Source organism: Pseudomonas fragi, assembly GCF_900105835.1.
Classification (GTDB): domain Bacteria; phylum Pseudomonadota; class Gammaproteobacteria; order Pseudomonadales; family Pseudomonadaceae; genus Aquipseudomonas; species Aquipseudomonas fragi.
Map to the genome: position 1 here is coordinate 3,282,879 of NZ_LT629783.1, position 25,445 is coordinate 3,308,323.

At 58.2% G+C, this 25,445-nt stretch carries 23 protein-coding genes; 15 read left to right on the plus strand and 8 right to left on the minus strand.

Annotated features, from left to right (window positions below):
• Positions 1 to 2 precede the first annotated feature (2 nt).
• The 4 genes from BLU25_RS14935 to BLU25_RS14950 all read right to left on the minus strand — a co-directional run bounded on the left by BLU25_RS14935 (position 3) and on the right by BLU25_RS14950 (position 4,256).
• On the minus strand, positions 3 to 968 hold the full coding sequence (locus BLU25_RS14935; protein WP_016782829.1) for a sulfonate ABC transporter substrate-binding protein: 966 nt from the start codon (positions 966 to 968) through the stop codon (positions 3 to 5).
• Between the two features lie 100 nt (positions 969 to 1,068).
• Positions 1,069 to 1,662 (minus strand): NADPH-dependent FMN reductase, encoded by a 594-nt coding sequence (gene ssuE / locus BLU25_RS14940; protein ID WP_016782828.1) that lies wholly within the window; start codon positions 1,660 to 1,662, stop codon positions 1,069 to 1,071.
• Positions 1,663 to 1,972: 310 nt separating this feature from the next.
• Entirely contained in the window at positions 1,973 to 2,611 is a 639-nt protein-coding gene (locus tag BLU25_RS14945) for a peroxiredoxin (RefSeq protein ID WP_083369699.1), read from the minus strand.
• Positions 2,612 to 2,903: 292 nt separating this feature from the next.
• Positions 2,904 to 4,256, minus strand: a complete 1,353-nt coding sequence (locus BLU25_RS14950; protein WP_016782826.1) for an OprD family porin — start codon at positions 4,254 to 4,256, stop codon at positions 2,904 to 2,906.
• A 498-nt stretch (positions 4,257 to 4,754) separates the two neighbouring features.
• Between BLU25_RS14950 and tauA the strand changes: the two genes are divergently transcribed.
• The 4 genes from tauA to tauD are packed head-to-tail and all read left to right on the plus strand — an operon-like array spanning position 4,755 to position 8,275.
• The gene (gene tauA / locus BLU25_RS14955) at positions 4,755 to 5,738 is read left to right on the plus strand and encodes a taurine ABC transporter substrate-binding protein (protein WP_016782825.1); all 984 of its coding nucleotides are present in this window, start codon (positions 4,755 to 4,757) and stop codon (positions 5,736 to 5,738) included.
• A gap of 26 nt (positions 5,739 to 5,764) precedes the next feature.
• The gene (gene tauB, locus BLU25_RS14960) at positions 5,765 to 6,559 is read left to right on the plus strand and encodes a taurine ABC transporter ATP-binding subunit (protein ID WP_016782824.1); all 795 of its coding nucleotides are present in this window, start codon (positions 5,765 to 5,767) and stop codon (positions 6,557 to 6,559) included.
• Positions 6,556 to 7,392, plus strand: coding sequence for a taurine ABC transporter permease TauC (gene tauC, locus BLU25_RS14965; protein ID WP_016782823.1), 837 nt, complete (start codon positions 6,556 to 6,558; stop codon positions 7,390 to 7,392). The genes tauB and tauC overlap by 4 nt, the downstream gene beginning before the upstream one ends.
• 49 nt (positions 7,393 to 7,441) lie before the next feature.
• Entirely contained in the window at positions 7,442 to 8,275 is an 834-nt protein-coding gene (tauD, locus tag BLU25_RS14970; RefSeq protein WP_016782822.1) for a taurine dioxygenase, read from the plus strand.
• A 137-nt stretch (positions 8,276 to 8,412) separates the two neighbouring features.
• On the opposite strand, the gene BLU25_RS14975 is transcribed toward tauD, so the two are convergent.
• From BLU25_RS14975 to BLU25_RS14985, 3 genes are all read right to left on the minus strand, one after another.
• Positions 8,413 to 9,069 carry a TetR/AcrR family transcriptional regulator gene (locus BLU25_RS14975; protein WP_029611646.1) on the minus strand — a complete coding sequence of 219 codons (657 nt, stop codon included), beginning with the start codon at positions 9,067 to 9,069 and terminating at the stop codon, positions 8,413 to 8,415.
• Positions 9,070 to 9,133: 64 nt separating this feature from the next.
• The gene (locus BLU25_RS14980; protein ID WP_139803918.1) at positions 9,134 to 10,063 is read right to left on the minus strand and encodes a carbonic anhydrase; all 930 of its coding nucleotides are present in this window, start codon (positions 10,061 to 10,063) and stop codon (positions 9,134 to 9,136) included.
• A 4-nt stretch (positions 10,064 to 10,067) separates the two neighbouring features.
• The gene (locus BLU25_RS14985; RefSeq protein ID WP_016782819.1) at positions 10,068 to 11,444 is read right to left on the minus strand and encodes a glutamine synthetase family protein; all 1,377 of its coding nucleotides are present in this window, start codon (positions 11,442 to 11,444) and stop codon (positions 10,068 to 10,070) included.
• Between the two features lie 278 nt (positions 11,445 to 11,722).
• On the opposite strand from BLU25_RS14985, the gene BLU25_RS14990 reads away from it, so the two are divergent.
• The 8 genes from BLU25_RS14990 to BLU25_RS15025 all read left to right on the plus strand — a co-directional run bounded on the left by BLU25_RS14990 (position 11,723) and on the right by BLU25_RS15025 (position 20,965).
• On the plus strand, positions 11,723 to 12,499 hold the full coding sequence (locus tag BLU25_RS14990) for a gamma-glutamyl-gamma-aminobutyrate hydrolase family protein (RefSeq protein ID WP_083369700.1): 777 nt from the start codon (positions 11,723 to 11,725) through the stop codon (positions 12,497 to 12,499).
• A gap of 36 nt (positions 12,500 to 12,535) precedes the next feature.
• Positions 12,536 to 13,894, plus strand: coding sequence for a glutamine synthetase family protein (locus BLU25_RS14995; protein ID WP_016782817.1), 1,359 nt, complete (start codon positions 12,536 to 12,538; stop codon positions 13,892 to 13,894).
• 61 nt (positions 13,895 to 13,955) lie between these two features.
• Entirely contained in the window at positions 13,956 to 15,320 is a 1,365-nt protein-coding gene (locus BLU25_RS15000) for an aspartate aminotransferase family protein (RefSeq protein ID WP_083369701.1), read from the plus strand.
• Between the two features lie 184 nt (positions 15,321 to 15,504).
• Positions 15,505 to 16,617 (plus strand): polyamine ABC transporter substrate-binding protein, encoded by a 1,113-nt coding sequence (locus tag BLU25_RS15005; RefSeq protein ID WP_016782815.1) that lies wholly within the window; start codon positions 15,505 to 15,507, stop codon positions 16,615 to 16,617.
• A gap of 237 nt (positions 16,618 to 16,854) precedes the next feature.
• A complete protein-coding gene (locus tag BLU25_RS15010) occupies positions 16,855 to 17,949 on the plus strand; it encodes a polyamine ABC transporter substrate-binding protein (RefSeq protein ID WP_029611644.1) in 1,095 nt (364 codons plus the stop codon).
• Positions 17,950 to 18,018: 69 nt separating this feature from the next.
• Positions 18,019 to 19,161 (plus strand): polyamine ABC transporter ATP-binding protein, encoded by a 1,143-nt coding sequence (gene potA / locus BLU25_RS15015; RefSeq protein ID WP_016782813.1) that lies wholly within the window; start codon positions 18,019 to 18,021, stop codon positions 19,159 to 19,161.
• A complete protein-coding gene (locus BLU25_RS15020) occupies positions 19,158 to 20,078 on the plus strand; it encodes an ABC transporter permease subunit (RefSeq protein ID WP_029611643.1) in 921 nt (306 codons plus the stop codon). Before potA ends, BLU25_RS15020 begins: the two co-directional genes overlap by 4 nt.
• On the plus strand, positions 20,075 to 20,965 hold the full coding sequence (locus BLU25_RS15025) for an ABC transporter permease subunit (RefSeq protein WP_016782811.1): 891 nt from the start codon (positions 20,075 to 20,077) through the stop codon (positions 20,963 to 20,965). Before BLU25_RS15020 ends, BLU25_RS15025 begins: the two co-directional genes overlap by 4 nt.
• Positions 20,966 to 21,216: 251 nt before the next feature.
• Here BLU25_RS15025 and BLU25_RS15030 read toward each other — a convergent pair whose 3' ends face one another.
• Positions 21,217 to 21,597 (minus strand): COG4315 family predicted lipoprotein, encoded by a 381-nt coding sequence (locus BLU25_RS15030; RefSeq protein ID WP_016782810.1) that lies wholly within the window; start codon positions 21,595 to 21,597, stop codon positions 21,217 to 21,219.
• 152 nt (positions 21,598 to 21,749) lie between these two features.
• Here BLU25_RS15030 and phoB point away from each other — a divergent pair, with 152 nt between their 5' ends.
• The 3 genes from phoB (at position 21,750) to BLU25_RS15045 (ending at position 25,249) form a co-directional block, all read left to right on the plus strand.
• Positions 21,750 to 22,442 carry a phosphate regulon transcriptional regulator PhoB gene (phoB, locus tag BLU25_RS15035; RefSeq protein ID WP_016782809.1) on the plus strand — a complete coding sequence of 231 codons (693 nt, stop codon included), beginning with the start codon at positions 21,750 to 21,752 and terminating at the stop codon, positions 22,440 to 22,442.
• A 44-nt stretch (positions 22,443 to 22,486) separates the two neighbouring features.
• Positions 22,487 to 23,809: a phosphate regulon sensor histidine kinase PhoR gene (gene phoR, locus BLU25_RS15040; RefSeq protein WP_016782808.1), complete on the plus strand. Its 1,323-nt coding sequence runs from the start codon at positions 22,487 to 22,489 to the stop codon at positions 23,807 to 23,809.
• A 99-nt stretch (positions 23,810 to 23,908) separates the two neighbouring features.
• Complete coding sequence (locus BLU25_RS15045) at positions 23,909 to 25,249, plus strand: hemolysin family protein (RefSeq protein WP_016782807.1); 1,341 nt, start codon at positions 23,909 to 23,911, stop codon at positions 25,247 to 25,249.
• Positions 25,250 to 25,445 lie beyond the last annotated feature (196 nt).

Consider the following 25,445-nt stretch of genomic DNA (forward strand, 5'->3'; position numbering starts at 1 on the left):
CGTTAGTTGGCTTTGGCCAGATTGGCCGGGGGCGTCCAGATCACGTCTTTCACAACCAGCGGCTTGGGGATCAGCTTGAGCTGGTAAAAACTGTCGGCGATTTTTTGCTGCGCGTTGACCACTTCCGGGGTCAGGAACTGTGCGCCGTAGCCCTGGCGCTTGACCGCCGTTAGGGTGATTTCAGGAGACAGGCCCAGGAGTGGGGCGACTTGTGTAGTCACGTCTTCAGGGTGGGCCTTGGCCCATTCGCCAATATTGCGCACTTCATCGACCAGGGTTTCGATCACCTTGGGGTGCTGTTCGGCATATGGCTTGGTGGCCAGATAGAACTGATGGTTGTCGGCGATGCCGCTGGCATCACGCAGGGTGCGCGCTTGCAGCTGTTGTTCGGCGGCCGCCTGGTACGGGTCCCAGATCACCCAGGCATCGACACTGCCACGCTCGAAAGCGGCGCGGGCATCGGCGGGCGGCAGGAATACGGTCTGGATATCGGTGTATTTCAGGCCGGCGTCTTCCAGGGCGCGTACCAGCAGGTAGTGCACGTTGGAGCCTTTGTTGAGGACGACTTTTTTGCCCTTGAGGTCTTGTACCGATTTGATCGGTGAATCCTTGGGCACCAGGATCGCTTCGCTGGTGGGGGCTGGCGGCTCGTAGGCGACGTAGAGCAGGTCGGCACCCGCAGCCTGGGCGAACACCGGCGGGGTTTCGCCGGTCACGCCGAAGTCGATGGAGCCTACGTTCAGGCCCTCCAGCAATTGCGGGCCGCCGGGGAATTCGGTCCATTGCACGTCTACGCCCTGCTCGGCCAGGCGCTTGTCCAGCGTGCCCTTGGCCTTGAGCAGCATCAGCGTGCCGTACTTCTGGTAACCGATGCGCAGGGTATCGGCTTGAGCCTGGGTAACAGCGCCGAAGGACACAGCCGCAGCTAACAGTGCGACCAGACCACGACGCAAAATGACAGGGCGCATGGCGCTCTCCTTTTTGTTGTTCGGGATTCGGGTAGCACCTGCTGGGCCGTTAGCGGTTCAGTAAGGTGGTGGAGCTTTTATCTGTGGGAAAAATGCTGTTTCAGATGCTCCAGCGTGCCGTCACCAGGCGCTCGTTGAGGATGCTCGGGTCCAGTGGCTTGGGGCGGCGCGCCAGGGCGCTGTAGAACTGTTCAAGCGACTCTTGCAGGCGTTGCTCCAGCACCGGCACCAGTTGCGCTTGTGCGCTGCCTTCGCCGTAAGCAATCTGGCTGTCTTCGGCAAAAATACCGTGGAGCATTTCCTGGGCCTTGAGCGCTGACAGGACCGGCTTGAGGGCATAGTCCACGGCCAGCATATGGGCGATGCTGCCGCCGGTGGCGATGGGCAGTACCACTTTGTGGCTCAGGGCGCGTTCGGGCAGCAGGTCGAGCACGGTTTTCAGGGCGCCGCTGAACGAGGCCTTGTACACCGGGGTGGCAATTACCAGGCCGTCGGCGTTTTCGATCTGTTGCAGCAGGTCGATGATTTTCGGGCTGTCGAAGCGTGCGTGCAGCAAGTCCTCGGCCGGAAAGTCGCGAACCTGGTAACTCACCACTTCAACGCCTTGCTGGTTGAGCCAGCGTTTGGCGTGATCCAGCAACACGCCCGAGCGGGAACGTTGGCTTGGGCTTCCTCCGAGTGTCACGACCAGCATCTAGGCGTTTCCTTGAATGAATATGTGCAATTCGCTGTCAGCGTTTTCGCTTGAGTGAACAGACCATAACAGGTGATTTATATATCCATAAATCATATTTATTCATTTGTTTATTCTTAAAATGCATATGCCTTTTTGTTAAATCGAAAGCAAAAAAAAGGCCGTCGAAACGGCCCAAAACCCTGTGGAAGACACGGTTGCCTGTTTGTGGGAGCGGGCTTGCTCGCGATGGGATCGGCGCGGTGTATCAGAAGAAACCGCGGCGCCTTCATCGCGAGCAAGCCCGCTCCCACAGGGTATGAGGTTGGTTTTACTTGTTCGGCTGTGGTGTCAGGCGCAGGTAGGGCTTCACGGCGCGGTAGCCTTTGGGGAAGCGACGCTTGATTTCGTCTTCGTCCTTGAGCGACGGCACGATCACCACCTCGTCACCGTCCTGCCAGTTGGCCGGGGTGGCCACTTTGTGGCTGTCGGTCAGTTGCAACGAGTCGATCACCCGCAAAATTTCGTTGAAATTGCGCCCGGTGCTGGCCGGATAAGTAATGGTCAGGCGAATTTTTTTGTTCGGATCAATCACGAACAACGAGCGCACCGTCAGGGTGTCGCTGGCATTGGGGTGGATCAGGTCGTAGAGGTCAGACACCTTGCGGTCGGCATCGGCCAGGATCGGGAAGTTGACCACTGTGTTCTGGGTTTCGTTGATGTCCTCGATCCACTTGTGGTGTGAGTCCACCGGGTCTACCGACAGCGCGATGGCTTTGACGCCGCGCTTGGCAAACTCATCCTTGAGCTTGGCGGTGAAGCCCAGTTCGGTGGTGCACACCGGGGTGAAGTCCGCCGGGTGCGAGAACAGCACGCCCCAGCTGTCGCCCAGCCATTCATGGAAACGGATCTTGCCAGCGCTGGAATCCTGTTCGAAATCGGGGGCGATGTCGCCGAGTCTGAGGCTCATGGTGCAGCTCCTTTTTATTGGCAATGGCGGGGCGTGATGGAGCCACTCTGCCTGCGTCACCAGCTAATTAAAAAGAATAAATATTGATTTGGTTAGAACTAAAAGGGATATTAAAAACAGTTTCATTGGACGCAACAATGCCCCGGGTCCACTGTGGACTCAGCATGGCAAGGGGAGCGGCAGGGAGCTGCGACTATTAATGTGTTGCGAATTGACCGTTCAGGTCTTCGGTAAACACCCTGCCCGGCATTGCGCCGGGCAGGATTTTTCTTACTTTTGCTCTAGATCACGCTTACAACAACGGGATCGAGTAGCTGACGATCAGACGGTTTTCGTCCTGGTCGCGCTGGCTGGCAATGTCGTTGCGCCACATGGCGTTTTTCCACATAAAGCCGAGGTTTTTCAGCGCGCCTTCCTGGATCACATAAGCCACGGTGATATCGCGTTCCCACTCGGAAGCGCCATTGCTCACCTGCTTGCCACCGCTGTAGGTGTCGATATTGTCGCCACGCAGGTAAACCGCGCCCGCAGTCAGGCCAGGTACGCCCACTTTGGCGAAGTCATACGAGTAGCGTGCCTGCCAGGTACGTTCGCCAGCACGGGCGAATTTCGAGATCTGCATATCGGTAGGGATATAAGCCGACGCACCGTCGCCCTGGTTCAGGAACGGGAAGTCGCTGCTGCCGTTGCTGACTTGATAGCCGCCACCGAAGGTGTGACCTTCAACTGTGTACAGCAGCAGGCCGCTGAAGAGGTTGTTATCAACCTTTCCCTTGCCGTTTTTCAACGAGCTATTAGCGTAAGAACCGTTGCTGAAATACGACGAGTCGTAACCGTTTTTACCATCATCGCTGCTGTTGAAGTAACGCAGGTCAGTTTTCAACACGCCCGGGCCGATGGACCAGTTGTGAACCAGGCCCAGGAAGTGTTGCTTGTAGAACTCTTCCAGGTTGCCGTAGTAGTACTGCAGCAACAGGTCTTTGTTGACCTTGTAGTCGACACCGCCGTACAGGAACTTGTTGCTGTTGGCCGTGCGAGCGCTCGCACCACCAATCGACATTTGTTCTTCGCTGCTGGAGTTACGACCTTTTACGTGTTCGATCTGACCACCGATCAGGGTCACATCCTTGAACTCGTTGGAGGTGATTTGGCCACCTTCAAAGGTTTGTGGCAGCAGACGGCCGTCGTTGTAGGAAATGACAGGCAGTTTCGGCATCAGGGTGCCGTAACGCAGTTCGGTCTGGGAGATCTTGGCTTTGGCGGTCAGGCCCAGGCTGGAGAAGTCATTGACTGCATCGCCGTTGGACTTGCTTGGGAATACAGTGCCGCCGTAGGAGTTGCCGCTACGGCCATTGGTACCGCCGCCCGAATCCAGACGCACGCCCAACAGGCCAATGGCATCAATACCGAAACCGACGGTGCCTTGGGTGAAGCCCGAGGTGAAGTCCAGCTGGAAGCCCTGGCCCCATTCTTCAGCCTTGCTTTGCGCGCCGGCAGCCTTGGTACCCGAATCACGGTTATCGTTGTTGATATAGAAGTTACGCAGCTTCAGCGTGGCCTTGCTGTCTTCGATAAAGCCGGCAGCGCTTGCTTGTTGTGCCAGCAAACCTACGGCCACAGCGATGGCCAAGGTGGACTTGTTCATGTGTTGCTCCTTTGCGTTTCTAATTTTTGTAGTTCTTTAGCCCCGGATCTGATGTCCGGGTGCTACAGATGCGCGATTAGCGCCAGACGGTGACCGGCAAGTCAATCGTAACCAATCATGTCTACGACCTTTGTCTAGTCATCCGTCGTTTGTGCGCAGATTAATGGCTATTTAATAAACCTAAAAAGAATTGTTTCTGATCTTTTCAGATCAAATAGGCATAAAGAAGGGTTTCTCCTACACGCGCGCGTGGGAATGCTATCGGTCTTTTGTCTAATTTCTAAACATAATTTCATGAATCTTTTAATAGCCTTTGGTTCTTAAACCTTCGACCCGATCACCTGCCGGATAAAACGCCGTAGCAGTTATTGCGCGGGCGCGTGTCTGCATGTTGCAGAACTACATAAGCTAATGCTTAAAAGTTATTTATTTACTGATTCTTAGATCATTTAACCTCGCATCCAGCCGATATCCGGCCACCTGCCGAGGAGCTTCCTGATGAAACTGCACTCTCCCCTACGCCTTTTGGCTGCTTTGTCCCTGGCGGGTGCCAGCTTCTTTGCACAGGCTGCCAGCTCGGATGTGACTGTTGCCTACCAGACCAACGTTGACCCGGCCAAGGTCGCCCAGGCCGACGGCGCTTACGAAAAAGCCACCGACACCAAGATCAACTGGCGCAAATTCGATAACGGCGCAGACATCATTGCGGCCATCGCCTCGGGCGACGTGCAGATCGCCTACCTGGGTTCCAGCCCGCTCACCGCGGCCATCACCCGCAACGTACCGGTTGAAACCTTTTTGATCGCCACCCAGCTGGGCGGCTCTGAAGCTCTGGTTGCCCGCAACGGCTCGGGTATCAACGGCCCGCAGGACCTGGTCGGTAAAAAAGTCGCGGTGCCCTTTGTGTCCACCGGCCACTACAGCCTGCTGGCTGCGTTGAAGCACTGGAACATCGACCCTGCGAAAGTACAGATTCTCAACCTCGCGCCGCCAGCCATCGTTGCTGCGTGGAAGCGCGGTGATATCGACGCCACCTATGTATGGGACCCGGCACTGGGCACGGCCAAGGAAAACGGCAAGGTGCTGATCACCTCCGGCGAGCTGGGCAAACTCGGCGCGCCGACCTTCGATGCCTGGATCGTGCGCAAGGACTACGCCGCCAAGCACCCGGAAGTGGTTAAGCAGTTCGCCAAAGTGACCCTGGATGCCTACGCGGACTACCACAAGGATCCAAAAGCCTGGCTGGCCAATCAGAGCAATATCGACAAAGTCGTGAAGCTTTCGGGTGCCAAGGCGGCCGATATCCCGCTGCTGTTGCAAGGTAACGTCTACCCGTTGGCCGCTGACCAGGTGGTATTGCTGGGCGCCCCTACCACCAAGGCCCTGGCTGATACCGCTGCGTTCTTGAAAGAGCAGAAAAAGGTCGACGCGGTACTGCCGGACTACGCACCGTCGGTCAACGCCACTTTTGTAACCCAATAACCAACGCCGCTGAGGAGTCGACCGTCATGGCCTTGTTATCACTGGAGCGCATCAGCGCACAGTACCCAGGCGCCGCTGAGCCAGTGCTGTCGGATATTTCCGTCAGCCTCGGGCCTCAACAACTGCTGGTCGCACTTGGCCCTTCGGGCAGCGGCAAAACCTCATTGCTGAATCTGATTGCCGGTTTCGTCGAGCCCAGCGCTGGGCGAATCACCCTCGATAACGTGCCTGTCCACGGCCCGAGCGCCGAGCGCGGCGTGGTGTTTCAGGACGATGTGTTGCTGCCGTGGCAAGACGTACTGGCCAACGTGGCATTTGGCCTTGAACTGGCGGGTGTGGCGCGGGACAAGCGCGAAGCCCGTGCCCGTGAAATGCTTGCGCTGGTGGATTTGTCCGGCTTTGAAAAGCGCCGCGTCTGGGAACTCTCCGGCGGGCAAAAACAGCGCGTGGGCCTGGCCCGTGCGCTGGCAGCCGACCCCCGCGTATTGCTGATGGACGAGCCTTTCGGTGCCCTCGACGCGTTCACCCGTGAGCAGATGCAGGAACTGTTGCTGCAAGTGTGCCGGCGCACTGACAAACCGGTGTTCCTGATTACCCACGACATTGAAGAAGCCGTGTTTCTGGCCACTGACCTGATTTTGCTGGCGCCCAACCCGGGCCGCATCGTTGAGCGTCTGACCCTGGATTTCGGCCGGCGCTACAACGCGGGCGAGTCGGCCCGTTCGATCAAGTCCGACCCTCGTTTTATCGAAACCCGTGAGCACGTGCTTGAGCGCGTATTTTCACAACGCGGCGCCGCCCAGCGGCAGGAGCGCGCATGAGCAGTTATGAAGCAGTCGCGGCCGCCCCGGTTGCTGCCCCCCACGCCCCGCGCCCGGTCAAGCGCAGCCTGAGCACACGCTGGATCAGTGTCCTGACCCTGGTCACCCTGCTCGCCGTGTGGTGGGCCGTGACCGCCGCAGGTTTGATCGAGCCGCTGTTTTTGCCGCCACCCTCTGCGGTGCTGCAAAAAGGCTGGCTGCTGGCGACCACTGGCTATATGGACGCCACGTTGTGGCAACACCTGGGCGCGAGCCTGAGCCGTATCGGCCTGGGTCTGGGTTTTGCGATCCTGACGGCGGTGCCGGTGGGCATCGCCATTGGCCACAACCGCATAGCACGGGGGATTTTCGACCCGCTGATCGAGTTCTATCGGCCGATCCCGCCATTGGCCTATCTGCCGCTGATCGTGATCTGGTGCGGCATTGGCGAACTGTCAAAAGTACTGCTGATCTACCTGGCGATTTTTGCCCCGATCGCGATTGCTACCGCCACCGGTGTGCGCACCGTCGACCCGGCCAAGGTCCGTGCTGCGCAGTCGTTGGGTGCGACGCGCTGGCAGTTGATTCGTCATGTGATTTTGCCGAGCGCCTTGCCGGATATTTTGACCGGTGTGCGTATCGGTTTGGGCGTGGGCTGGTCGACTCTGGTGGCCGCCGAGCTGATCGCTGCCACCAGCGGCCTGGGTTTTATGGTGCAGTCCGCTGCGCAGTTTCTGGTGACCGATGTGGTGGTGTTGGGGATTCTGGTGATTGCCGTTATCGCCTTTGCCATGGAAATGGGCCTGCGCGCCCTGCAACGCAAGCTGGTGCCGTGGCACGGCCAGGCTCACTAACAACAGAACTCGACGCTGATTAATCGGCGCGCTGATAAAGAGATAGATCATGAGCCTGACCATTACCCCGATTAGCTCTGCCCTGGGCGCCCAGATTGATGGTGTCGACCTGACTCAACCGCTGAGCCTTGAGCACCGCGATGCCATTGAGCAAGCCTTGCTTGAGCATCATGTGGTGTTCTTCAAGAACCAGTCGATCACCCCGCAGCAGCAAGCCCGTTTTGCCGCCCATTTTGGCGACCTGCATATTCACCCGATCTACCCCAACGTGCCGGAGCAGCCGGAAGTGCTGGTGCTGGATACAGCAGTAACTGACGTGCGTGACAACGCGGTATGGCACACCGACGTGACCTTTTTGCCGACCCCGGCGATGGGCGCGGTGTTGAGTGCCAAGCAGTTGCCGGCTTTTGGTGGCGACACCTTGTGGGCCGCCGGGATTGCTGCTTTTGAAGGGTTGTCCAAACCGTTGCAGGTGCTGCTTGATGGCCTGACCGCGACCCATGATTTCACCAAGTCATTCCCGCTGGAGCGCTTTGGCTCGACCCCGGAAGATCTGGCGCGCTGGGAGCAGACCCGCAAAAACAATCCGCCGCTGTCGCACCCGGTGATCCGCACGCACCCGGTGAGCGGGCGCAAGTCGTTGTTCGTCAATGAAGGCTTCACCACGCGTATCAACGAGCTGTCGGAAGCCGAAAGCGAAGCGATTTTGAAGCTGCTGTTTGCCCACGCCACCCGCCCGGAATACACCATCCGCTGGCGCTGGCAGGAAAACGACGTGGTATTTTGGGACAACCGCGTGACCCAGCATTACGCCGTTGACGATTACCGCCCCAACCGCCGCGTGATGCACCGTGCGACGATTCTGGGTGATGCGCCGTTCTGAGCCGCTCATCCTCTGCTGTGGGAGCGGGCTTGCTCGCGATTCAGGCGGTGCGGTCTCTCGATGAGCCGAGTCGATGCAATCGCGAGCAAGCCCGCTCCCACAAAGGCAAGCTCACAAGCGTTGATGCAGGCTTACGCTCAGGTATTTGACGGGCTTTCGCGTTTCGGCAAAAACGGCGGTAAATACAGCCCCAAATAAGCATCCACCACCCGCATGCTTTCCTCGGCCATGCGCGGGGTGATGCGCTCATGCAACTGGATTGAGCGCGCATACACGCGGTCGCCCAGCTCCATCGCCAGGGCAAATACGTCCACGTCCTGTGGCAGTACTGGCAATTCAAAATGCTTCATGAATAGCGCATGCATCAGTTGCCCCAGCTCAAGGTCGTGCTGGCGGTCGGCCCGGGTGACTTCGGTCAGGCCATGCTGGGCCAGGATCAACTGCCGGGCCGCAGCATCTTCGTTGTAGATCGCCAGCATGCGCTGCTCAATGATGCGCGACAGGTCGCGCCAGCCACTCAGCGCCTCATGTTCGATCGGCGCCTGCAGGCAGGCGCGAAACGCGGCGTGAACATCACCGGTCAGAGCTTCGAGCAGGGCTGGTACACCGGCGAAAAAGTGATAGACCGACGACGGCGGAATCTGCGCGTGCTCAGCCACGCTGTAAATCGACAGGCTGGCCACGCCCTGGGCTGCCAGCAACGTGCGGGCAGCGTCGAGTATCGTGTCGATGCGGCCCTGGCTGCGAGCGCGTGGCTTTCGGGGGGTGGCGCGTGGGGCGGCAGGGCGGGACATCAGCGTTTCCTCAAGGGCTGCCGGCATTGTACGAGCCGGGTTCGAGGTTGTCTGTAAACCCGTTTCAGCTTCCAAACTTCACCGCACGGTCGTTGCTCGGTTGGATCGGACGCGCGTTCATCGGGAACAACTGCTTGAAGTCCTTCAGCTGTTGTTTGGATATCGTGCCCGGCACTTTAAACACCTGCCACAGGACGCCTTCGGTACATGGCGGCGTCGTCAGCGACCCCATAAAGGTGAAGTAGTCCAGCTTTGCCGGAAACAGGCTTTTCAAATCCAGTGTGCGCAAGGTCACAGCGTCCCCCTCATGACGGGGCATGTTGGAAAACAGCGGTGCCAAAACCTTGTTTTTTGCCCCAACGTCAAATAACAGGGCAATGACGGCCAGGTTGCCGGCGGCATCACGGTGGACCAGATGCGCGCTAAATGGGTACTTGTGGCCTTCTATCTGCATTTCGGCAGGGGCATGAAAGTGCATTTGTACCAGGTCATAGTTGCCTGACGGCAGGGTCATATAGCCCTTGCTCTCAGGGGTGACCTCAAGCGTGTGGCCATTGTGTTTGACCACGGCAGGGCCTCTCGGGTAGTGGATATCCAGAGCTGGCAAGCGCCCTGGGGTATTGGCTTTGATATTGATCGGTGATTGTTGGGTGCCGGTGTTGCACAGGGTGTGGTTGTCGTGCAAATCGCCCCACTCGTCAGGCCCGGTGGGGGATGTGTAGCTCCAGTGGGGTTGGGGTGAGGGGGCGGCAATGACGGGGCCGAAACCGATGGCGAACAGGGCGATGCCCAGGTAATGGCGTTTCATGATGATGGCTTCGTAGAAAGTAGCTGCAAATGGCAGCCGGAGCTTCATCGTGAGATATTCACTGTGAAATTTCTGTAGTGATTTTCTTACGTTTGCGATCGATAAGAACGCTTGGTTTGATGGATTATCGCCATGAAAAAAAACGCCGCAGGCTGCAAGGCCGGCGGCGTTTTTTTGGGGCTGCAAGCGCTTACACGGTATGCAGGTACCAGTTGTATTCGAGGTCGGAGATGGAGTGTTCAAACTCTTCCAGCTCGCTCTCTTTGCAGGCGACAAAAATATCGATGTATTTCGGGTCGATATATTTGGCCATTACTTCGCTGTCATCCAGCTCGCGCAAGGCATCGCGCAGGTTGTTTGGCAGGCTTTGCTCGTTTTGCTCGTAGCTGTTGCCTTCAACGGGTGCGCCCGGTTCGATCTTGTTGGTCAGACCGTGGTGCACGCCGGCCAGTACAGAGGCCATCAACAGGTACGGGTTGGCATCGGCACCGGCAACCCGGTGTTCGATACGCACCGAATCGGCCGAGCCGGTCGGTACGCGAATGGCCACAGTACGGTTGTCCAGGCCCCAGCACGGCGAGTTGGGCACATAGAACTGTGCGCCGAAACGACGGTAGGAGTTCACGTTAGGGCAAAGGAACGCCATCTGAGCCGGTAGGGTCTCCAGCACACCGCCGATCGCGTGACGCAATGCGGCGTTCTGCTCGGGATCCTCGCTGGCAAAAATATTTTTGCCTTCTTTGTCCAGAATCGAAATATGAACGTGTAGTCCGTTGCCCGCCTGGCCCGGGTAAGGCTTGGCCATGAACGTGGTGTCCATCTCATGGTCGTAGGCGATGTTTTTGATCAGACGCTTGAGCAGTACCGCGTAGTCGCAGGCCTTGATCGGGTCGGCAACGTGGTGCAGGTTCACTTCGAACTGCGCCGGGGCACTTTCTTTGACGATGGCGTCAGCCGGGATGCCTTGCTCTTTGGCACCTTCCAGAATGTCCTGGAGGCAGTCGACGTATTCATCAAGGTCGTCGATCAGGTAAACCTGAGTCGAATGCGGGCGTTTGCCGGAGATCGGCGAACGTGGAGGCTGTGGGCGACCGTTAACGTTCTCCTGGTCGATCAGGTAGAACTCCAGCTCGAAAGCGGCACAAATGGTCAGGCCCAGATCGTCAAATTTGGTAACAACTTGACGCAGTACTTCGCGCGGGTCGGCGAAAAAAGGTTCACCTTCAAGTTCGTGCATCGTCATCAGCAACTGCGCGGTTGGGCGCTTTTGCCAGGGTTCGTTGCACAGGGTGTCGGGGATTGGATAACAGATTCTGTCTGCGTCACCGATATCCAGACCCAGGCCGGTGCTTTCCACCGTTGAGCCATTGATATCCAGAGCAAATAGAGAGGCAGGCAGGTTGATGCCTTTCTCGTAAACCTTGTGGAGGCTGGTGCGTTCGATGCGCTTGCCGCGCACCACACCATTCATATCCGCAATGAGAAGGTCTACGTACAGAACCTCAGGATGATCCTTAAGGAACGCGTTCGCTTCATTAAGCTGAACGGCACGCGGGGGTACCGACATGATGCAACACCTTTGTTGTTAAAAATATCAATCATTGAGCGCTACGGGATTCAGTCAACCCGAACGGCATACCGAAGTCAAGCAGCCTGTTTTTTGCCCTCAAAAAGCGCAGAAAGGCCATTTTTGACGCTTTTTAGGGCGCCATTAACCCTTTTTAAATCGTGCCGCCCGCAGGCTTGAGCGGGCCGTGTTGTATTTTTTACGGGGGTGTTGTGTAAAAAAATGAACAAGGCTAAGCTCGATTCAAACCCATAACAGCAATAATACCGGGGTGTTACATGTCACGCCTGCCGTTAATCGGCGTCACCGCCTGCACCAAGCAGATCGGTTTGCACCCTTATCACATCACTGGCGATAAGTATGTGCGGGCTGTTGCGGTGGCCGCCAAAGGCTTGCCTCTGATCATTCCGTCATTGGCGGAACTGATTGATCCGACCGATATTCTTGACGGTCTGGACGGCCTGCTCTTTACCGGGTCACCTTCCAATATAGAACCCCATTTGTATCACGGCCCCGCCAGCGCGCCAGGCACGCTGCATGATCCCGACCGTGATCGCACGACCCTTCCCCTGATTCGTGCTGCATTGGCAGCGGGCGTTCCGGTGCTTGGCATTTGCCGCGGCTTTCAGGAATTGAATGTAGCTCTGGGTGGCTCACTTCACCAGAAATTGCACGAAGTCGAAGGCTATATCGAGCACCGCGAAGACCCCAGCGCGCCTGTTGAAGTGCAATACGCACCCAGCCACGCCATGCGCGTCCAGCCTGGCGGCGTATTGGCCGGCCTGGGCTTGCCAGCGGAGTTCGAGGTCAATTCGATTCACACCCAGGGCGTTGATCAACTGGCCCCCGGTTTACGCGCAGAAGCCATTGCTCCGGACGGCCTGGTCGAAGCCGTGTCGGTCAAAGACGGCAAGGCTTTTGCTTTGGCGGTTCAGTGGCACCCCGAATGGCAGGTAAGCTCTAACCCGATTTACCTCGCCATCTTCCAGGCATTTGGCGATGCCTGCAGACGGCGCGCAACACAACGCGACGCAGACGCGTCAGTAAACGCCTGACTTATTCAATTCAGGACACTCAGCCCAGAGGCATTTATGAGTAACAACCTCGACCAGCTCACCGATTGGTTGAAAGACCACAAGATCACAGAAGTCGAATGCATGATCGCCGACCTTACCGGGATTACTCGCGGCAAGATTTCGCCGACCAACAAGTTCATTGCCGAAAAAGGCATGCGCCTGCCCGAGAGCGTATTGCTGCAAACCGTTACGGGCGACTATGTCGAAGACGACATCTATTACGAACTCCTCGATCCGGCAGACATCGATATGGTCTGCCGTCCCGACCAGAACGCAGTATTTGTGGTGCCGTGGGCGATTGAGCCAACCGCTCAGGTGATCCACGACACCTACGACAAGCAGGGCAACCCGATCGAGCTGTCGCCGCGCAACGTGCTTAAAAAGGTGCTCAAGCTCTACGCCGACCACGGCTGGCAGCCGATCGTGGCGCCGGAGATGGAGTTTTACCTGACCAAGCGCAGTGACGACCCGGATTACCCGTTGCAGCCGCCTGTGGGCCGCTCCGGTCGCCCGGAAACCGGTCGTCAGTCCTTCTCCATTGAAGCGGCCAATGAATTCGACCCGCTGTTCGAGGACGTCTACGACTGGTGCGAGCTGCAGGAGCTGGATCTGGACACGCTGATCCACGAAGACGGCACGGCGCAGATGGAAATCAACTTCCGTCACGGTGACGCCCTGTCGCTGGCTGACCAGATCCTGGTGTTCAAGCGCACCATGCGCGAAGCCGCGCTCAAGCACGATGTGGCCGCCACCTTCATGGCCAAGCCCATGACCGGCGAGCCGGGCAGCGCCATGCACCTGCATCAGAGCATCATCGACATCGAGACCGGCAAGAACGTGTTCTCCAATGACGATGGCAGCATGAGCCAGCTGTTCCTCAACCATATCGGCGGCTTGCAGAAGTTCATTCCAGAGCTGTTGCCGCTGTTTGCTCCGAATGTGAACTCGTTCCGCCGGTTCTTGCCTGATACCTCGGCACCGGTGAACGTGGAGTGGGGCGAGGAGAACCGCACCGTGGGCTTGCGTGTACCGGATGCCGGGCCGCAAAACCGTCGTGTCGAGAACCGCCTGCCGGGCGCCGATGCCAACCCCTACCTGGCGATTGCCGCCAGCCTGCTGTGTGGCTATATCGGTATGGTTGAAGGCATCAACCCGAGCGCACCGGTGGTGGGTCGCGGTTATGAGCGGCGCAACCTGCGCTTGCCGTTGACCATCGAAGACGCCTTGGAGCGCATGGAAAACAGCAAGACGGTCGAGAAGTACCTGGGCACCAAGTTCATCACCGGTTACGTGGCCGTCAAACGTGCCGAGCATGAAAACTTCAAGCGCGTCATCAGTTCGTGGGAGCGGGAATTCCTGCTGTTCGCCGTCTGACACGCTGGAGGGGCGAGCCAGGAAGGCGCCGTCCCTCCTCTACTGACTAAAGGAGAGCCGTATGACCAACAAGAACCCGCAAACCCTCGAATGGCAACAACTGAGCAACGATCACCACCTGGCACCGTTCAGTGACTTCAAACAGTTGAAAGAAGTCGGCCCACGTATCATCACTCACGCCAAGGGCGTGTACCTGTGGGACAGCGAAGGCCACAAGATTCTCGACGGCATGGCCGGCCTGTGGTGTGTTGCCATCGGCTATGGCCGTGACGAGCTGGCTGAAGCGGCCAGCAAGCAAATGCGTGAACTGCCGTACTACAACCTGTTTTTCATGACCGCCCACCCGCCGGTGCTTGAACTGTCCAAAGCCATCGCCGAGATCGCGCCTGAAGGCATGAACCATGTGTTCTTCACCGGCTCAGGCTCTGAAGGCAACGACACCATGCTGCGCATGGTTCGCCATTACTGGGCGATCAAGGGCCAGCCCAATAAAAAGACCATCATCAGCCGCAAGAACGGCTACCACGGCTCCACCGTGGCCGGCGCCAGCCTGGGCGGCATGACCTATATGCACGAACAGGGCGACTTGCCGATCCCGGGCATTACCCACATCCCGCAGCCGTACTGGTTCGGTGAGGGTGGCGACATGTCCCCGGAAGAGTTCGGCATCTGGGCGGCCAACCAGCTGGAAGAAAAAATCCTCGAACTGGGCGTCGACAATGTCGGTGCCTTTATTGCCGAGCCGATCCAGGGCGCAGGCGGCGTGATTGTGCCGCCCGCTACCTACTGGCCGCGCATCAAGGAAATCCTGGCCAAGTACGACATCCTGTTTGTGGCCGATGAAGTGATTTGTGGCTTTGGTCGCACCGGCGAGTGGTTCGGTAGCGATTTCTACGGCCTCAAGCCGGACATGATGACCATCGCCAAGGGCCTGACCTCGGGCTATATCCCGATGGGCGGCCTGATCGTGCGCGACGAAGTGGTGGCGGTGCTGAATGAAGGCGGCGATTTCAACCACGGCTTCACCTACTCGGGTCACCCGGTAGCCGCCGCGGTGGCGCTGGAAAACATCCGCATCCTGCGCGAAGAAAAAATTGTCGAGAAGGTCCACGCCGAAACGGCACCGTATTTGCAAAAGCGTCTGCGTGAACTGAACGATCACCCGTTGGTGGGCGAAGTGCGCGGTGTGGGCATGCTGGGTGCCATTGAACTGGTACAGGACAAGGCCACGCGCAAGCGTTATGAAGGCCGTGGTGTCGGCATGATCTGCCGGCAGTTCTGTTTTGATAACGGTCTGATCATGCGCGCAGTAGGCGACACCATGATCATTTCGCCACCCTTGGTGATCAGCAAAGACGAGATCGACGAGCTGGTGGCCAAGGCGCGTAAGTGCCTGGATCTGACCTTGGAAACTTTGCAAGGTTAACTGCTAGGCTTTTAGCGCAAGAGAACTGCAGTCTTGATGTAGGTAATTGCGCTCGAAGCCTTAAGAATCAAGGCTCTTCCCTTGAAAGCCTGCCCCGGATCTTGCCAGACTAGCCGCCGGCTTTAGTCACCTTGAGATCAGGTCGCTGAATCGGTGGTTTAAAAGAACAATTGGAGCATTACAGATGAAGGCATCAGGTTTTAAAAAAGCTGGCAAGACCCTTCTCGCCCTCTCCTTGATGGGTGTGATGGCCGGGGCAGCTCAAGCAGCAGATAAAGTGCTGCACATCTACAACTGGTCCGATTACATCGCACCTGACACCGTTAAAAAATTCGAAGACCAGACCGGTATCAAGGTGGTCTACGACGTGTTCGACAGCAACGAGACCCTTGAGGCCAAGCTGCTGGCGGGCAAGTCCGGCTACGACATCGTCGTGCCTTCCAACAATTTCCTGGCCAAGCAGATCAAGGCCGGGGTTTACCAGGAGCTGGACAAGTCCAAGCTGCCTAACTGGAAAAACCTCGACCCGGCGTTGCTCAAGGCCGTTGGCGATGCCAGCGACAAAGACAACAAACATGCCTTCCCGTACATGTGGGGCACTATCGGCATCGGTTACAACCCGGAGAAGGTCAAGGCCGCGCTGGGCGTCGATACCATCGATTCCTGGGACGTGCTGTTCAAGCCGGAGAACGCTGCCAAGCTCAAGAGCTGCGGCATAAGCTTCCTCGACTCGCCGACCGAAATGATCCCGGCCGCCCTGCACTACCTGGGCTACCCGACCGATTCGCAAGACAAGAAACAACTGGCTGAAGCCGAAGCCCTGTTCCTGAAGATTCGCCCGTCGGTGGGTTACTTCCACTCCTCCAAGTACATCTCCGACCTGGCCAACGGCAACATCTGCGTGGCCGTGGGTTACTCGGGTGACCTTGAACAGTCCATTTCCCGCGCCAAAGAGGCCGGTGACAAGGTCAAGCTCAAGTACGTGATCCCTAAAGAAGGTGCCGGCAGCTTCTACGACATGGTCGCCATTCCCAAGGATGCCGAGAACGTCGACGCCGCCTATGCCTGGATGAATTATCTGATGCAGCCTGAAGTGATGGCCGAAATCACCAACAGCGTGCGCTTCCCCAACGGTAACAAGGCTGCAACGCCGCTGGTGAATAAAGATATCTCGGGTGACCCGAGCATTTACCCGTCCGATGAAGTGAAGGCCAAGTTGTACGCCATCAGCGATTTGCCGCCGACCACCCTGCGGTTGTTGACGCGCAGCTGGACCAAAATCAAGTCTGGTAAATAACGGCCCCGCCCCTTGTAGCCGCTGCCGCAGGCTGCGATTGAGACCGGAGGGCTCATGCCTTCCGGTTTCACAAAAACCGGCGCAATGGTCGGAAAAACAAGGTGTTAGGGCAATTATTCGCGGAAAACTTTGCTGTGCAGGTTTATCGAGGGTAAGTTGCGCGCCGGTTTTGTCTTTGGCGGTTCGACTGCCGTATGACGCGGGCAACTCAGGCCCAACTATTTAGAGGACCATCACGTGTCTATATCTCTGTTTCGCAAGACCTTGCTGGTCGGAGCTGGTTTGACGCTTGCCGTCAGCGTACAAGCGGCGCCCACGGTGCATATTTACAACTGGTCGGACTACATTGCGCCGAACACGCTGGCTGATTTTGAAGCCGCGACCGGCATCAAGCCCATCTATGACGTTTTCGATTCCAACGAAACCCTGGAAGGCAAACTGCTGGCCGGGCGTACCGGTTATGACGTGGTCGTTCCGTCTAACCACTTCCTGGGCAAGCAGATCAAGGCGGGTGCGTTCCAGAAGCTCGACCTTTCGCAACTGCCGAACTATTCCAACCTCGACCCTGCCCTGCTCAAGCGCCTGCAGGCCAACGATCCGGGCAACCAGTACGCCGTGCCGTACCTGTGGGGCACCAACGGGATTGGCTACAACGTCGATAAAGTCAAAGAAGTACTGGGTGTCGACAGCATCGACTCCTGGGATGCCGTATTCAAACCCGAGAACATGAAGAAGCTGACTAAATGCGGTGTAGCCTTCCTGGATTCGGCTGACGAGATGCTGCCTACTGTCCTTAACTACCTGGGCCTGGATGCCAACAGCACCAACCCAAAGGACTACAAGAAAGCTGAAGAAGTCCTGATGTCGGTGCGTCCATACGTCACCTACTTCCACTCTTCCAAATACATTTCCGACCTGGCCAACGGCAACATCTGCGTTGCGATTGGCTTTTCCGGTGATGTGTTCCAGGCCAAGGCGCGTGCCGAGGATGCAAAAAAAGGCGTGAATATCGCCTATATCGTGCCCAAGGAGGGCGGCGCCCTGTGGTTTGACATGCTGGCCATCCCCAAGGATTCCAGCAACGTCAAGGAGGCCCACACGTTCATCAACTACCTGCTCAAGCCTGAAGTGATCGCTCAGGTCAGTGACTATGTCGGCTATGCCAACCCTAACCCGGCGGCCGACAAGGTGATGGATGAGTCCATTCGTACCGACGAAGCGGTTTACCCAACCCAGGCGGTGCTGGACAAGACATACGTCTCAACCGAGTTGCCCCCCAAGATCCAGCGTCTGATGACGCGTACATGGACCAAGGTCAAAACGGGCAAGTAATCTCGCAAGACCACCTATCCAAGGCCCGACCATCAAGGCCGGGCTGCTAAATTTGTTGGGAGTTACGTAATGGCTGTTGCCTCCGGCGCCTATAAGAAAGCCCTCGAGGGCGACCAGACACCCAAGCAGGTGCTGGTCAAAATCGACCGGGTCACGAAGAAATTCGACGAGACGATTGCGGTGGACGATGTGTCCCTGGAAATCAACAAGGGCGAAATCTTCGCCCTGCTCGGCGGATCGGGATCGGGCAAGTCCACCTTGCTGCGCATGCTCGCCGGTTTCGAGCGCCCGACTGAGGGCCGTATTTTCCTCGATGGCGTGGACATTACGGATATGCCGCCTTATGAGCGGCCGATCAACATGATGTTCCAGTCCTATGCCCTGTTCCCGCATATGACGGTGGCGCAAAACATCGCCTTCGGCCTCAAGCAGGACAAAATGTCCAATGCCGAGATCGATGCCCGCGTGGGCGAGATGCTCAAGCTGGTTCATATGAGCCAGTACGCCAAGCGCAAACCCCATCAGTTGTCCGGTGGTCAGCGTCAGCGTGTGGCCCTGGCCCGTTCGCTGGCCAAGCGCCCGAAACTGCTGCTGCTCGATGAGCCGATGGGCGCGCTGGATAAAAAACTGCGTTCGCAAATGCAGCTCGAACTGGTGGAAATCATCGAGCGCGTGGGCGTGACCTGCGTGATGGTGACTCACGACCAGGAAGAGGCCATGACCATGGCCCAGCGTATTGCGATCATGCATTTGGGCTGGATTGCCCAGATCGGCAGCCCGATCGACATTTACGAAACCCCGGTCAGCCGCCTGGTGTGCGAATTTATCGGCAACGTCAACCTGTTCGACGGCGAAGTGGTCGATGACGCTGAAGGCTATGCGCGCATCAAGTGCCCGGAGCTGGAGAACGACATCTACGTCGGTCACGGCGTGAGCACCTCGGTGGAAGACAAGCACACCACCTACGCCATTCGCCCGGAAAAAATGCTGGTTACCACTGAAAAGCCGACCTGCGAATACAACTGGTCGCGCGGCAAGGTGCATGACATCGCTTACCTGGGCGGGCACTCGGTGTTCTACGTCGAGCTGCCGAGCGGCAAACTGGTGCAGTCGTTCGTGGCCAACGCCGAACGCCGTGGCGCGCGCCCGACCTGGGATGACGAAGTCTACGTGTGGTGGGAAGACGACAGCGGCGTGGTACTGCGCTCATGAACATGCGAAAACTCAAACGCCGACTGCAACGAATAACCCCCGGTGGCCGCCATATGGTCATCGGGATTCCATTCCTGTGGCTGTTTCTGTTTTTCATGCTGCCGTTCTTCATTGTCCTGAAGATCAGCTTCGCCGAAGCGGACGTCGCGATTCCGCCGTACACCGAGATCTACAGCTACGTTGACCAGAAGATTCAGGTACTGCTGAACCTGGGCAACTACGCCATGCTGGGTGACGATGAGTTGTATATCGCCGCTTACCTGGGCTCGCTGAAGATGGCGTTCTTCAGCACGCTGCTGTGCCTGCTGATCGGTTACCCGATGGCCTATGCCATCGCCAATGCGCGCAAAGAGATGCAGACCGTGCTGGTGCTGCTGATCATGATGCCGACCTGGACCGCGATCCTGATCCGCGTTTACGCGTGGATGGGCATCCTCAGCAATAACGGCCTGCTCAATGGCTTCCTGATGTCGATGGGCTGGATCAGCGAGCCCCTGCAGATCCTCAACACCAATATCGCGGTGTATATCGGCATTGTGTATTCGTACCTGCCGTTTATGATCCTGCCGCTGTACGCCAACCTTGTGAAGCACGACACCAGCCTGCTGGAAGCCGCGTCTGACCTGGGTTCGAGCACGTTCAACAGCTTCTGGAAGATCACCGTGCCGCTGTCGAAAAACGGCATTATCGCCGGCTGCATGCTGGTGTTTATCCCGGTGGTGGGCGAGTTCGTGATTCCGGAACTGCTCGGCGGCCCGGAAACCCTGATGATCGGTAAAGTGTTGTGGCAAGAGTTCTTCAACAACCGTGACTGGCCGGTAGCGTCTGCGCTTGCCGTGGTCATGCTGGCGATCCTGATCGTGCCCATCATTCTGTTCAACCGCAGCCAGGCTAAAGAGCTGGAGGGCAAGATATGAATCGCTTCCGTTTTTCTAGCTTCATGTTGGTCGCGGGGCTGTTGTTCATCTACCTGCCGATGCTGATCCTGGTGATCTACTCGTTCAACGCCTCCAAGCTGGTGACGGTGTGGGGCGGCTGGTCGTTGAAGTGGTACGTGGGCCTGCTGGACAACACGCAACTGATGGGCTCGGTAATGCGCTCGCTGGAAATCGCCCTGTACACGGCGATTGCTGCGGTGGCGCTGGGTACGTTGGCGGCCTTCGTGCTGACCCGTATCAGCCGCTTCAAGGGCCGCACGCTGTTTGGCGGCCTGGTGACGGCGCCGCTGGTGATGCCCGAGGTGATTACCGGTCTGTCGCTGTTGCTGCTGTTCGTGGCCATGGCGCAGATGATTGGCTGGCCGCAGGAACGTGGCCTGGTGACCATCTGGATCGCCCACACGACGTTCTGCTCGGCCTATGTGGCGGTGGTGGTGTCGTCGCGTTTGCGTGAACTGGACCTGTCGATCGAAGAAGCGGCAATGGACCTGGGTGCCAAGCCGTGGAAGGTGTTCTTTTTGATCACCATCCCTATGATTGCGCCGTCCTTGGCGGCGGGGGCGATGATGTCCTTTGCCCTGTCGCTGGATGACCTGGTGCTGGCCAGCTTTGTGTCGGGCCCGGGGTCGACGACCCTGCCGATGGAAGTGTTCTCGGCGGTGCGTCTGGGGGTTAAACCCGAGATCAACGCCGTGGCCAGCCTGATTTTGCTGGCGGTATCGCTGGTGACCTTTATGGTGTGGTTCTTCAGCCGCCGTGCTGAAGAACACCGCAAAAAGGCGATCCAGCAGGCCATCGACGAATCGGCGGCCGAGTCCTGGAAGCAGCCGGACGTGCGTCGTCCGCAGTCGACCAGCGCCGTTTAAAGCAGCGTCACAAAAAACCTCGCCCCCCGTGACCGGGAGGCGAGGTTTTTTTATGGATACTCCTTGTAGATACTCGGTTGCCGGTCAAGGGCTCTTTGTAGCAGCTGACTCGCGGAGCGAGGCTGCGTCCGGCTGCGTAGCGGCCGTGAAGCCCGGGGTCGGGTCCAACTGGCACACCGCAGGTGTCTGGTTTTACGACTGCTGCGCAGCCGGACGTAGCCTCGTTCTACTCGTCAACTGCTACAGAAGTCCTAAGGCTTGGCCACCTTCCAGGCCCCGTCCATCTTGCCGTCGCCGGTCATGTCGCCAGCCTTTTTGTCCATCACGAAGGTGTACAGCGGCTTGCCGTCGTAGGCCCATTGCATATGGCCGTCATCGCGCTTGATGGCGGTCCACTTGCCCATGTCCATCGCCGTGCTTTCGGCGGCCAGTGGCGGCCAGTTGGCTGCGCACTTGTCATTGCACATGGATTTGCCGCCCGCATCCTTGGCGAAGGTGTAGAGCGTCATGCCTTTGTGGTCAACGAGCATGCCGTCCTTGGTCATTGCCGGTTCAGCCGCATACGCCAGTCCTGGCAAGGCAAAAGCTGCGGCCAACAGCAATGTCTTTAGGGAAAACGAGCTAGAGGTCATCGGAATCGTCCTTTTTGTGGTTGTACGATTTGAACCTAAAGCGTAGTTCACTAACTGTTAGCGCGCGGCCAATCCCCAAAGCTGTCACACGACTGCAATAATTGCGTTATCTAATGCGCCACAAGACAGTTTAATGACGAGAGGATTACGGCATGGTTGGCAGGAGCATTTTGATCGTTGATGACGAGGCGCCAATTCGCGAGATGATCGCCGTGGCCCTGGAAATGGCGGGCTACGATTGCCTTGAAGCCGATAATGCCCAGGATGCCCATGCCATTATCGTGGACCGTAAACCGGACCTGATCCTGCTCGACTGGATGCTGCCCGGCGGTACTTCGGGCATTGAACTGGCCCGTCGCCTCAAGCGCGAAGAGCTGACCAGTGATATTCCCATCATCATGCTTACGGCTAAAGGTGAGGAGGACAACAAGATTCAGGGCCTGGAAGTGGGCGCTGATGACTACATCACCAAACCGTTTTCGCCGCGTGAACTGGTGGCTCGCCTCAAGGCCGTGCTGCGCCGCGCCGGCCCGGCCGATGCTGAATCGCCGATCGAGATCGGCGGCTTGCTGCTCGACCCCATCAGCCACCGCGTGACCATCGACGGCACCCCGGCCGAAATGGGACCTACCGAATACCGCCTGCTGCAATTCTTCATGACCCACCAGGAGCGTGCCTACACCCGCGGCCAGTTGCTCGATCAGGTCTGGGGCGGCAATGTGTATGTGGAGGAACGCACCGTGGACGTGCATATCCGTCGCCTGCGCAAAGCCCTCGGTGAGGCCTACGAAAATCTGGTACAAACCGTGCGTGGCACCGGTTACCGGTTTTCGACCAAGGCCTGATACCGGCTTTTTCTGACTCAACGGCAAGCAAGGACCCGCGCGACGTGAATCAAAACTGGCATGGCACTCTGATTCGCCATTTGTTGCTTCTGGTCGCTGCCTGCCTGGTGGTCGGCCTGATCAGTGGTTATTACGGCTGGAGCCTGGCCATTGGCCTGGCGTTCTACCTGGGCTGGACTCTCAAGCAGTTGCTGCGCCTGCACGAATGGCTGCGCCAGCACAAACCCGACGAAGCGCCGCCCGATGGCTACGGTCTGTGGGGTGAGGTATTCGACAGCATCTACCACCTGCAGCGCCGCGACCAGCGGGTGCGCGGGCGGCTGCAAGCGGTGATCGATCGCGTGCAGGAGTCCACGGCCGCGCTCAAGGACGCGGTCATCATGCTCGACAGCGACGGCAACCTGGAGTGGTGGAACCTCGCCGCAGAGACCCTGTTGGGCCTCAAGACTCCGCAGGACAGCGGCCAGCCAGTGACCAACCTGGTACGCCACCCGCGCTTCAAGGAATACTTCGAGCAAGGCAATTACGGCGAACCGCTGGATATCCCCTCGCCGGTCAACGATCACTTGCGCATCCAGCTCTACATCACCCGCTACGGCAACAACGAACACCTGATGCTGGTGCGCGACGTGACGCGCATTCATCAGCTGGAGCAGATGCGCAAAGACTTTATCGCCAACGTGTCCCACGAACTGCGAACGCCGTTGACGGTGATCTGTGGTTATCTCGAAACCCTGCTCGATAACGTCGACGACGTGAACCCGCGCTGGAAGCGCCCGCTGTCGCAGATGCAACAACAGGGCGAGCGCATGCAGACCCTGCTCAACGACCTGCTGCTGCTGGCCAAGCTGGAGGCCACCGATTACCCCTCGGACAACCAGCCGGTGGCCGTCGACAGCTTGCTGCGCTCGATCAAGAGCGACGCCCAGGCGTTGTCCGGCCAGCGCAACCAGACCATCACCCTCGACGTCGAAGCCGATTGCGCGCTCAAGGGCAGCGAAGCCGAATTGCGCAGCGCCTTCTCCAACCTGGTGTTCAACGCCGTCAAATACACCCCCGATGGCGGCAGCGTGCGCATTCGCTGGTGGGCAGACAGCGCGGGCGCGCACCTGAGCGTGCAGGACTCGGGGGTGGGGATCGACAACAAGCACTTGCCGCGCCTGACCGAACGTTTCTACCGCGTCGATTCCAGCCGCAACGCCAACACCGGCGGCACCGGGCTGGGGCTGGCCATCGTCAAGCATGTGCTGCTGCGCCACCGTGCGCGGCTGGAGATCAGCAGTGTGTTGGGGCACGGCAGTACGTTCACCTGCCATTTCCCACCCGTTCAGGTGGCAAAACCTCAGCAAAAGTCGCTGGTCGACTAGGCCCTGTAGCCCTTTCCCACTAGGCAAGGGCTACATCAGCCGTTACATTGTTTGGCCATATCTCCCTATCTGTAACGACGGAACCCGTAAAACTCCATCATGGACCCTTCCCCTGGCTTGACCCTCGCGACACTCTTCGCCGACTTCGGCATGATTCTTTTTGCTCTGATCCTGGTACTGCTCAACGGTTTTTTCGTTGCGGCTGAATTCGCCATGGTCAAATTGCGCTCCACCCGGGTTGAGGCAATTGCCGAAGACAACGGCTGGCGCGGGCAAATCCTGCGCACCGTACATAATCAGCTCGACGCCTACCTGTCTGCCTGCCAGCTGGGTATTACCCTGGCCTCGCTGGGCCTGGGCTGGGTCGGCGAACCGGCGTTTGCGCACATCCTGGAGCCGCTGCTGGGCGCTATTGGCGTATCGTCGCCGGAAGTGATCAAGGGCGTATCGTTCTTTACCGCCTTCTTTATCATTTCCTACCTGCACATCGTGGTCGGTGAGCTGGCACCCAAGTCGTGGGCCATCCGCAAGCCCGAGACCCTGTCGCTGTGGACCGCCGTGCCGCTGTACCTGTTCTACTGGGCCATGTACCCGGCGATTTACCTGCTCAACGCCAGCGCCAACGCGATCTTGCGTATTGCCGGCCAGGGCGAGCCAGGTGCCCATCATGATCACGCTTATAGCCGTGAAGAACTCAAGCTGATCCTGCACTCCAGCCGTGGCCAGGACCCGAGCGACCAGGGCATGCGCGTGCTGGCGTCGGCCGTGGAAATGGGCGAGCTGGAAGTGGTCGACTGGGCCAACTCCCGCGAAGACCTGGTGACCCTGGACTCCAAGGCACCGCTCAAGGAAATCCTCGCGCTGTTCCGTCGCCACAAGTTCAGCCGCTACCCGGTCTACGATGCTGACACCAACACCTTTGTCGGTTTGTTGCATATCAAGGACCTGCTGCTGGAGTTGGCCGACCTCGATCACCTGCCCGAAACCTTCAACCTTGAAGAACTGACCCGGCCGCTGGAGCGCGTGTCGCGGCACATGCCGCTGAGCCAGTTGCTGGAGCAGTTCCGCAAGGGCGGCGCGCACTTTGCCCTGGTTGAAGAGGCTGACGGCAAGGTCGTGGGTTACCTGACGATGGAAGACGTGCTCGAAGTGCTGGTGGGTGATATCCAGGACGAACACCGCAAGGCCGAGCGCGGCATCCTCTCGTATCAGCCGGGCAAGCTGCTGGTACGCGGCGACACGCCGCTGTTCAAGATCGAACGCCTGCTGGGTGTAGACCTGGACCACGTTGAAGCCGAAACCGTCGCAGGCCTGATCTACGACACCCTCAAGCGGGTGCCTGCAGAAGAAGAGCAACTGGAAGTCGAAGGCCTGCGCATCATCATCAAAAAGATGAAAGGCCCGAAAATCGTATTGGCCAAGGTCCTGAAGCTGGACTGACCGCCACACAACCTGTGGGAGCGGGCTTGCTCGCGATACAAACGATGCGGTCCATCCGTTGAACCGTGTCGACTCCATCGCGAGCAAGCCCGCTCCCACATGGGTAGTGCAAATATCCCCTCCCTCTCCTGTAAGAATTTTTACAAGCGAAAGCTGGCTGAAAGTATTCCCCTCTAGCATCGAGTCATTACCGGCA